Source organism: Bradyrhizobium sp. Unk1 (assembly GCF_059512345.1).
In genome coordinates, this window is sequence record NZ_JCAMOP010000098.1 from 1 (window position 1) to 8,977 (window position 8,977).

The 8,977-nt window shown below is 60.7% G+C and carries 9 protein-coding genes and 4 pseudogenes; 7 read left to right on the plus strand and 6 right to left on the minus strand.

What is annotated here, in order from left to right:
- Positions 1-262 precede the first annotated feature (262 nt).
- Positions 263-610 carry a hypothetical protein gene (locus AC5ZFO_RS46360; protein ID WP_496124049.1) on the minus strand — a complete coding sequence of 116 codons (348 nt, stop codon included), beginning with the start codon at positions 608-610 and terminating at the stop codon, positions 263-265.
- A 160-nt stretch (positions 611-770) separates the two neighbouring features.
- On the opposite strand from AC5ZFO_RS46360, the pseudogene AC5ZFO_RS46365 reads away from it, so the two are divergent.
- Positions 771-905 (plus strand): annotated as a pseudogene (locus AC5ZFO_RS46365) (integrase core domain-containing protein); the annotation flags it as partial.
- A 373-nt stretch (positions 906-1,278) separates the two neighbouring features.
- Here AC5ZFO_RS46365 and AC5ZFO_RS46370 read toward each other — a convergent pair.
- Both AC5ZFO_RS46370 and AC5ZFO_RS46375 read right to left on the minus strand, forming a co-directional pair.
- The gene (locus AC5ZFO_RS46370) at positions 1,279-1,467 is read right to left on the minus strand and encodes a hypothetical protein (RefSeq protein ID WP_496124050.1); all 189 of its coding nucleotides are present in this window, start codon (positions 1,465-1,467) and stop codon (positions 1,279-1,281) included.
- A 493-nt stretch (positions 1,468-1,960) separates the two neighbouring features.
- Complete coding sequence (locus tag AC5ZFO_RS46375; protein ID WP_496124051.1) at positions 1,961-2,416, minus strand: hypothetical protein; 456 nt, start codon at positions 2,414-2,416, stop codon at positions 1,961-1,963.
- Between the two features lie 86 nt (positions 2,417-2,502).
- Between AC5ZFO_RS46375 and AC5ZFO_RS46380 the strand changes: the two genes are divergently transcribed.
- The 4 genes and pseudogenes from AC5ZFO_RS46380 (at position 2,503) to AC5ZFO_RS46395 (ending at position 4,808) form a co-directional block, all read left to right on the plus strand.
- Positions 2,503-2,853, plus strand: coding sequence for a hypothetical protein (locus AC5ZFO_RS46380; protein ID WP_496124052.1), 351 nt, complete (start codon positions 2,503-2,505; stop codon positions 2,851-2,853).
- 2 nt (positions 2,854-2,855) lie between these two features.
- A pseudogene (gene ligD / locus AC5ZFO_RS46385) lies at positions 2,856-3,775 on the plus strand (non-homologous end-joining DNA ligase).
- Between the two features lie 180 nt (positions 3,776-3,955).
- Positions 3,956-4,414 carry a small heat shock protein HspD gene (gene hspD / locus AC5ZFO_RS46390; protein WP_496124053.1) on the plus strand — a complete coding sequence of 153 codons (459 nt, stop codon included), beginning with the start codon at positions 3,956-3,958 and terminating at the stop codon, positions 4,412-4,414.
- Between the two features lie 70 nt (positions 4,415-4,484).
- Positions 4,485-4,808 (plus strand): hypothetical protein, encoded by a 324-nt coding sequence (locus AC5ZFO_RS46395; RefSeq protein ID WP_496124054.1) that lies wholly within the window; start codon positions 4,485-4,487, stop codon positions 4,806-4,808.
- 386 nt (positions 4,809-5,194) lie between these two features.
- Here the strand turns inward: AC5ZFO_RS46395 and AC5ZFO_RS46400 are convergent.
- From AC5ZFO_RS46400 to ku, 3 genes and pseudogenes are all read right to left on the minus strand, one after another.
- Positions 5,195-5,345: pseudogene (locus tag AC5ZFO_RS46400) on the minus strand (cell envelope biogenesis protein TolA); the annotation flags it as partial.
- A 15-nt stretch (positions 5,346-5,360) separates the two neighbouring features.
- Positions 5,361-5,588 (minus strand): hypothetical protein, encoded by a 228-nt coding sequence (locus AC5ZFO_RS46405; RefSeq protein ID WP_496124055.1) that lies wholly within the window; start codon positions 5,586-5,588, stop codon positions 5,361-5,363.
- Positions 5,589-5,668: 80 nt separating this feature from the next.
- The gene (gene ku / locus AC5ZFO_RS46410) at positions 5,669-6,595 is read right to left on the minus strand and encodes a non-homologous end joining protein Ku (protein WP_496124056.1); all 927 of its coding nucleotides are present in this window, start codon (positions 6,593-6,595) and stop codon (positions 5,669-5,671) included.
- 565 nt (positions 6,596-7,160) lie between these two features.
- Between ku and AC5ZFO_RS46415 the strand changes: the two genes are divergently transcribed.
- Positions 7,161-7,604, plus strand: coding sequence for a zinc ribbon domain-containing protein (locus AC5ZFO_RS46415; protein WP_496124057.1), 444 nt, complete (start codon positions 7,161-7,163; stop codon positions 7,602-7,604).
- A gap of 81 nt (positions 7,605-7,685) precedes the next feature.
- Positions 7,686-8,715 (plus strand): annotated as a pseudogene (locus tag AC5ZFO_RS46420) (IS110 family RNA-guided transposase).
- The last annotated feature ends 262 nt before the right edge of the window (positions 8,716-8,977 follow it).

Consider the following 8,977-nt stretch of genomic DNA (forward strand, 5'->3'; position numbering starts at 1 on the left):
GCATCGAGGCGTCTCGGAAGTTGACAGTTCTGCCTGGACGATGACAGCAAGCAGTACCCGCTGTGAGGGATCATCAAAAGAGGCTCAAATGGGGATGAGCCGAGGCCCAGAGCTTACCCTCGGCGAGCATCGTCGAGGCGTGGGAAAACTTGACAAGAACCCACGCTGTTCCTGACGCCAATCAGGGCCGCAACTAACAGCGATTTGCAGCGCTGTGGATCACTAACAGTCGTAGGCGGGTTTCCAGCACACCCCACATGTATTACTTCTTGAGAATGCCGATGTCGGTGTTGCCCAGGTTCTTTATGGCGCGTTCGGCGGCGGGCGTATCCACCGCGTTGTCGTGGGAAGTTGGAGCCGGACTAACCGAGGAAGCATCCACGTCGCCGGTTGCTGCGTGGCTGAGCGCGTTGCCCACGTTGGGACTGGAGTAGCCCCCAGTGCCGCTTATGTTATGCCCGGTCGATAGGGTGCCGCCCGCATAACCTTTCGAGCCGGTGGCCGCAGTTGCACTCGCCGCCGAGCCGCCACTGCTCGATCCACCTGTGCTCTGGGCCAAGACGAGCGAAGAGCCAACGAGCAAGATCAAGATAACGGCGATGTGGTTCAAGAGCGGTCCTCTACTTGAATGACCGCTCAATAGGTTGCAGCTCCGAAAGTTCCTATGGACCTACCGCTCTCCAGGCCACCACGTGATGGTGGATCGCTCGCCGAAATCTTAGTGCGCCGGAGCGCCACGAGGTGGCTTCGCTTATACGGATAGTCCCGAGGCCCGCCGGATCATCGAGGAATTGAGGATCGACTACAACACCGACCGACCGCACACGAGCCTCAACGGGCTCACGCCGCCAGGGTTTGCAACCCGCCCCAACAGGGGCCCAACCCAGAACGGACTCTCCTTATAAGCGGGGCAAATCTGGGAGCAGGTCAACATCCTGTTGTCCATCACCCAGTTTGTAAAAGGATCTTTCGCATAACCAGCTCCGGTTGAACGTGAGCAAGGCCAACAGCATCCTGTGCCGGGCGCCATCGCGCCACGCCGCCCAGATAGCCGTTCGAGCTTTGGGAAGCCCTGCGAAGGTGGACGACTTTTGGTATGAGGCGGAGCGTCACGGAGCAAACCGCAGAGGCCGCGCAACCCGACGGAAGCAAGACATTAGCATCCGTCTGAAGCAAACGAGGTCAATGCAAAAGGCTCCCGGGATCGGACCGAGAGCCTTCCGGCCCACTGGGGTACATCCGCCCGAGTGAGCAAATTCGATCGAGGGCGACCGCCGCTCAATGCGAGGCGCGAAGTTGTCGCTCCAGACTGACCGCATGTTCCGCGTTGCGGACCTTTTTCAGGAGCTCGTCCTTTTCGGCGCCCTCCGGCTCTGTCTCGGCTTTCCGCCTCATCTGGTCAGCGAACTGAGCGATTCGGTCTTGGAGAGTTTCTGTCTGTTTGAACCGCTTGCGCTTCAAAACCATCGCACGCTCCTTTTCTCGTACGACGAGTATAGAAAATGAAACGGGCGGGCCCACAACATACGTTAAGGCCCGTGTCATCTTTCTTGTGATGGATTTCGCCTTAGTCGAAGGCGGTTCTCAGTGCCTCGTTGGAGATTGCTCTGGAACATGCCGGCGCCGCACTGGTAGCCGAACACTTCGCTCCAAGTACGTGTCGGATTTTTCTCGCACACAAAGCCATCCGACGAGAAGGGATCGCGCTAGTGCACAATGATGACGTATAGGAGAGCGGCGGCCAGCAGGACTCCCAAGACCGTGTTGGCATTGGGACGCACTCTAATCTCCTAACTGTACCGGGAGGGCTCAATGCGGCTTTTGCGACTGTTCGTTTTGGGGCCTGACGTTCATGTTGCTGTCCGGCATTTTGTCCCGCCCCTGGTCTCCGTTGGCATCTTTGCCGCCGGACGTGGACGTGCCGCTCCCGCTCCTCGAGCCGGCTGACGTACCCGTTGTGCTACGCGGGCCCGTGGTCGGTGAGGTCGAGCTGGCGGCCGGATCGCCGGTGACCGCTCCCCTTCCGCTCGGGGCGCCTGCAGGCTGCGACGAGGCGGCGGCAGCGGAAAGAGTGATGAGACCGGCTGCTAACAACAACGTTATTCTCATGGCGAGCTCCAGCGTTATTCGCGCCCAACCCGCCGGCTGCGTGCTCGTTCCTATCGACGAGCCGATTTTGCTGCCTTCTTTTCACGGCCTTCTTCTCGACGCGCACGCCCTTGAATTTCTTTGCGGCCTTCTTCGCCTTAAGCGGCTTCTTGACGGCCCTGAACTCGCCCGAGGACTTGTCGCGTTTGGTCCAACCGCTTGCACCGCCGATCGTCGTCTTGGTCTGTGAGCGTTTCTTCACCGCGCCCTTGCGGGCGTTGTCGCCGGTGGCTTGTTGACGACCATGTGTCCTCCCCGAGGTGATCACTAAGCGACTGCCACAGGCAGTTCCAACGGCTGGAACGAATTGGCCCAGTTCAAATTGAATCCCGGTTCTGTTGCGTGGAGTTGCGTATGCGTCAGTCCGGATGGACTCCTTCCATCGTGCCGGCCGATGAGCCGACCGTGTATCTGGTGGCGGATGATTTTGGGCGCGCAGGCAGCGCCTGGCGCGAAGCCGACATGGAAACGGCAGACCTCGAAACCGTCGTTCAGGACCTGCTCACAGGCGAGTATCGCAGGCCTATCAAGGTCATCGCGTTCAACACGTCAGAGCGCTGGTCTGAAGACGTCTCTGAGGACATTGCGCGCGAGATCCAGCACCGCTGTAACCTGCAACTGAGCGACGTCCCCTCGCACCTGCAGGAGTTCGTCGATCGCTACGCTGCCCAGGACACCCGGCAGTACAGCTTGCGCCTAGTGTAACTGTGGCGTTTCAACGAAAGAAGCCTGAAGCGCTCGGCGTCAAGGCGCCCGTCTCCGGCTTCATTGAGCCGGCCCTGGCATCCTCGATCGACCGCGTGCCGGCAGGCGGGCGATGGATTCACGAGATCAAGTTCGACGGCTATCGCGTCCATGTGCATCTCGCCAACGAAGCCGTCACCGTATTCACCCGCCGTGGGCACGACTGGACGAAACGCTTCAAGAAGGTCGCCAACGACGCCTGGCACATCAAGGCGAGCTCAGCGATCATCGATGGCGAGATCGTTGTGCCCGCCGCCGATGGCAGCACCGATTTCTCCGTCTTGCAGAACGAGCTAAAGGGCACCCCGACTAAGATCGTCTTCGTCGCCTTCGACCTGCTCTATCTGAATGGCCGGGACCTGCGGAAAGTCCCTCTTCTCCAGCGCAAGGCCGCGCTGAAGAAGATCATCACTGGCAGCGATGTCCAGTTCAGTGAAAGCTTTGAGATCGACGGGGGCGACATGTTTGCCCATGCCTGCAAGGTCGGGCTCGAAGGCGTCGCTCCAAGGTGCACGACAGCGTCTACCCGGTCGGCCGCAGCAATAATTGGGTCAAGAAAACCTGCGTCCAACGCGAGACGCTCGCCATCGCCGGCTTCGCCCTCGATGAGGGCAAGTGGGACGGCATTTATCTTGGTCGGCGCAAGGGCGATGACCTTGTTTATGCCGGCAAGGTCGACCGTGGCTTCGACAAGTCATCTGCCGCCGAGTTGCGCAGACGGCTCGAGCCGCTTGTCCGCAGGACACAGCCATATGCCAAACGGATCTCGCACAAAGGGATCTGGGTCGAACCGAAGCTGCTTGCCGAGATCGAGTACCGGGCGAAGTCCGCAGAGGGAAAGGTGCGACACCCGTTCTTCAAAGGCCTTCGCGAGGATCTGTAACGGCGCGGCGATCGGTGACAAATTTTTTTCAGCCCCCTCTTGAAACCAAAACCGGCTTTGCTAATTTTTTTGTCGCCATCTGACGATGGTGTCCGGGCGCCTGACGGGCCCGGCCAAGAGACGGGCACCGGTTGTGTCCGGTGCCGCTCGTAGACATCTCGCTCTTAGGAGGATTTGGCTATGCGCACCTACGATTTTGCCCCCCTCTGGCGCTCGACCATTGGTTTCGATCGCCTTTTCGACCTCGCAGAAGTGGCTCAGCGGGCCAGCGAGGACAACTATCCCCCCTACAACATCGAACGGCTGGCGGATGATCGCTATCAGATCTCGCTCGCGGTGGCGGGTTTCTCGCCCGACGACATCGTCATCACCGCCGAGCAGAACGTGGTGACGGTCGAAGGCAGCAAATCCGACAAGACTGAGCGTGATTTCCTCTATCGCGGTATCTCGACCCGCGGTTTCAAGCGACAGTTCAGCCTCGCGGAGTACGTGCAGGTCAAGAGCGCCGCGTTCGACAACGGCCTGCTGAAGATCGAACTGGTCCGGGAAATCCCGGAGGCCATGAAGCCGCGGCGTATCGCCATTGCCGGCGCAACGTCTTCCGGCAACGTCCACCAGATCGAGGCCAAGGCGGCCTAATCCATCGCCCGAAAATGCCGCGCGTCGTCCGACGCGCGGCAGCCGCTTCGTCCAAAGAATGGAGGATACCATGCGGCTGACGACCGCTTCCGACGACAATGTCATCGATTTCAACACGCTGCTGCATCCCGGCACCGTGTTCGAGCACCCGAGGGATGTACTGGCAGACCCTTCGCTTTCGATCTCCGAGAAACGCGCCATTCTCGCATCTTGGGCGTCTGACGCATCGGCGATCGCTTCTTGCCCATCGTTGCGGGCACCGGTTGGACTTAAAGCGCCGGTCACCATCGACGAGATACTCGAAGCACTGTGCGAACTCGGCGGTGGCCCACGCAATCCCCCCGGAGGGAAGCCCTACCGTCTCTGTTCGACATCCAGACTTCTGGCCGCCTGAGGATCGCGATGGATAACATTGCTTTGCCCAGAGACGTCCTGAACCGCATCGAGCGTCGTTGGAAGGCCAAGTTCTCGCAGGCTCCTTTCTGCCAACAGTCCTCACCGCTTGGCGATGATCCACTCCGATCGCCGCGAGTTCGGCGACTGCTGGAGGGATCCTTGAGGCCTCCTACAGGAGCCAAAAGGACGGAAACCAGCCGAGCCTGACGCGCGCGAGATAACAGAAACAGACTTCGACCTCCGAAGCTTGCGCGTTTCGGAGGTCTTTCGTCGTCCTCCGTGCGGTAACTCGTCGGCTTGTAAGCCTAGTCTCGCGCGCGTCGCAGCGCAGCCGTCAGCTTCTCCCTTTCCTTCTCCCGCCGGTTGTGCTCAGCCTGAACACTCGACGTCTGGGTCGTCGGTCTCCTTGGCGAAGCCTTGATGGAAGAAATTGCTGCCGGCCCCGCGCCTCCAGCGTCGCCTTCATCGACGGCGCGGCGATCGCAAGATCGTAGAATCCGAGCGACGTCTGGAATGTCTTTAGCTTCCTGGGCATCGGCCGGCAGCTCTCCTAGCGCCGGCGCGCCACCCACGCCCCGAGCAGAAACGCCACAAGAAGCGCCTGGAGCGGGGCCCTCACGGTGATCTGGCGCAACCGCTCCGCAAGGTCCGCGGCAACTTCTGCGGAATCGACGCGAGGGGGGTGAGAAGACCTCGTTCCGGACGGGGCCGCGGCGCCCGGCGGATCGGTGACGAGACCGGAGGCTTCGGTCATCGCAGACGTTTCGCGCTCATCCATGGCATCCTCCCGTGTTGGCAGCCAAGCAACCGGCCCTCGGACGCTCGTCGCGACCTGGCGAGCGTGAGCACGGCAATGGCTTACGCCGACTTCCGCCGCACCCCGGCCGCCGGCTTCTTCGCTGCGGCTTCCTTCGGCTTCTTGCCGGCGATCGGCATCAGCATTTCCTTCTGGCCAGCGGAAGCTTTCTTCGTCTTCTTGGCGGGCTTCTTCTGTGTCCCCGCCTCGGCCGCTGCGCCGCCGACGCTCCTGCGCAGCGCGTCCATCAGATCGACGACGTTCTCGCCCTTCGGCCGCTCCTTCGGGCGGATGACCTTGCCTGCCCTCTTCTGGTTGATGAGGTCGACCAGGGCGGTCTCGTAGTGGTCTTCAAACTTGTCCGGATCGAACCGGCCCGCCTTCTGGTTGACGATGTGCTTGGCGAGATCCAGCATGTCTTTCGTGACCTTCATATCCTGGATCTCATCGAAGTATTCCGCCGGATCCCGAACCTCGTAGGGGTACCGCAGCAGCGTCCCGATCAACCCCTTGTCGCGCGGCTCGAGCGCGACGATGTGCTCGCGGCTCGTCAGCACCAGCCGCCCGATCGCGACCTTGTCCATCTCGCGGATGGTCTCCCGGATCACGGCGAAGGCGTCGTGCCCGACCTTGCCGTCCGGGCGCAGGTAATAAGGCCGGATCAGGTAGCGCGGATCGATGTCGCTGCGGTCGACGAACTCGTCGATCTCGATGGTCCGCGTCGACTCGAGCGCGACTTCCTCGAGCTCATCCTTTGTCACCTCGATGAACTGCCCCTTCTCGACCTCGTATCCCTTGACGATGTCCTCGTTGGGCACCTCGTCGCCGGTGTCCGCATCGACCTTCAGGTACTTGATGCGGTGGCCGGTCGTCCGGTTGAGCTGGTTGAAAGAGATTTTCTCGCTCTCGGACGTGGCCGGATACAGCGCCACCGGACAGGTCACGAGGGACAGACGCAGGAAGCCTTTCCAGTTGGCGCGAGGGGCCATGTACGCAGAACTCCATTTTCGGCGGCCTGGATTCAAGACGATCGAAAGCCGCTGGTTCCGACAAGCTCGACGTCAAATAATCGACAAGCCTCCCTTGGCCGGACTCGACTTTTGTTCTCTTTATGTTCTAATTCCGGTCATGACCGATCGACCTGCGAGTTGGCGCATCCCCACCCCGAAGCAGATAGAAAAGCTAGCCGCATCAATGGGTAAAGAGACTGCAAGACAACGTCCGCTTGGGCCGCAGGACGACATGCCGGATGAATATTGGCGAGCCCTCCTTGACGATGCCCACGACCAAACAGCGGATGCGGCACGTTCTAGCCCTGGCCTCCGCCTCTGCGAGATCCCGCAGCATGTCCTGAGGGTATCGTGTCGCCGGTGCGAGCGTATCGTCGAGATCCAGAAGGTGGACGCGGTCCGTCTCTACGGGGAGCAGGCCAGTTGGAAGGAGGTCGCGCAACGATTGCTGGACAACACTTGCCAGAACCGAACTGGCCGCCACGAAGAGGACGGCTGTTGGCCGGCCTTCGGGTCCGTTTGACCGAACGCTCACATCGCCCGAATGGCACCGAAGCACCACCTGACGCCCCTATCCGGCGGCGACCGCAAAGCCCTCGGCAAGGAGCTCGGCAAGGCACGTGCGATGACCACTATCCTCGCAGCAAAGTCCTCCGCGGCTCGCGCAGAGGGTGAAGCACTGATCAAACAGGCCGATCGCCTCCTGTGCGAGAGTTGGAACGAACGCATGTGGGCAAATGGTGAGCCACCCTCGCCGACAATCGATCAGGCGATTAATGGCAGTTACCCGTGGCTGGAAATCCGATGCTCCCGCTGCAAGACCGCGCGTGATGTTGACTTGGCGGCGCTACCGCATGTCTCCACGACCTTCGTCCACGACCTGGCGGGCAGGCTGCGATGCAGCAAATGTGGTAAAGCCGGTCGTCGCCCCACCGCTACCCTGCTCCAACTCGCGCAGCGGCCCCGCCACGCCGCTTCGGAAACTTGACCGTGTGCTGGTGTGGACGGCCTCTCATCCCCACGGTTCTATGGCGCTGTCAGCGTCACAGCTAGATGAGAGGAAAGTCTGATGAATCTTCCTGTTCGCATCGGTATGGACACTTCCAAGTCGGTTTTCCAGCTTCATGGTGTTGATGAGAATGAGGTGGTGGTGGTCCGCCGCCAGTTCCGGCGAGCCGAGATGATCCGCTACTTCGAGCGGCTTCCACCGGTTCTCGTCGCCATCGAATCCTGCGGCAGCTCGCATCATTGGGCGCGCCTGCTGCAGTCGTTCGGTCACGAGGTGAAGCTGATCCCCCCTCAGTACGTGAAGGCTTACGTGAAGCGCGGCAAGAACGACGCGGCCGATGCCGAAGCGCTGTGCGAGGCGGTCACCCGGCCGAGTATGCGGTTTGTACCGGTCAAATCGAAGGAACGGCAAGCGGCCTGCATGTTAATGACTGTGCGAGAACGCCTGGTCAGCGTGAAGTCGCAGCTTTCCAATGCTTTCAGGAGCTATGCGGCTGAATTTGGCATCGTCGGCCCCGCCGGTCGGCAGAATGTCGCGCAACTTATCAAACGGGTTACTCGAGGATGACAGCTTGCCGGAAATGGCAAAGGATCTCTTCCGACTCCAAGCAGAGGAATATGCCGCGGTCGAAGCCCGCCTGGCAAAGATCGAAGCCAAGCTGATGAGGTGGCACCGCGACGATGATGTCAGCAGGCGGATCGCGACGATTCCCGGCGTCGGTCCGATTGGGTCGTCCATGCTAAGCATGAAAGCGCCGCCGCCCGAGACCTTCAGATCGGGTCGCGACTTTGCGGCGTGGCTCGGGCTGACACCTAAGGATCATTCAACTGGCGGCCGGCAAAGGCTTGGCGGCATTACAAAGGCTGGAGATTCTATACTGCGATCGACGTTGATCGTCGGTGCGACCGCACTGCTGAGGCATATTCGAAAGGGCCGTCATAAGCCCACACCATGGCTCGCTTCGCTGCTGGAGCGAAAGCCGCCAAAGTTGGTCGCGGTGGCCTTGGCCAACAAGTTCGCCCGCATCGCTTGGCGCTTGATGATATCGGGCGGCGTGTACAAGCAGCCGGTAGCCGTCATGCCGACTTGATCTGAAATTGGCCCGCGAGCAGGTTGCTCGGCGGATTGCCCACGAACTTGCAGGACGCAGTAGATGGAAGGACCGATCGGTCGATACGCGCGAGCTTCCGAAGATTACACTGGCAACAAGAATGTCGCCCATGTGCTTGGAGCGCGCGTAGCGAACACCATCTCGGCCAGCGGGCTTTGTCCGCGCAAACAGATCCCATGATTGAGGCGCAGAGGAGCTAAGCTGCGTCATCCTAAACCGGAGATCTGATCATGACTCATTC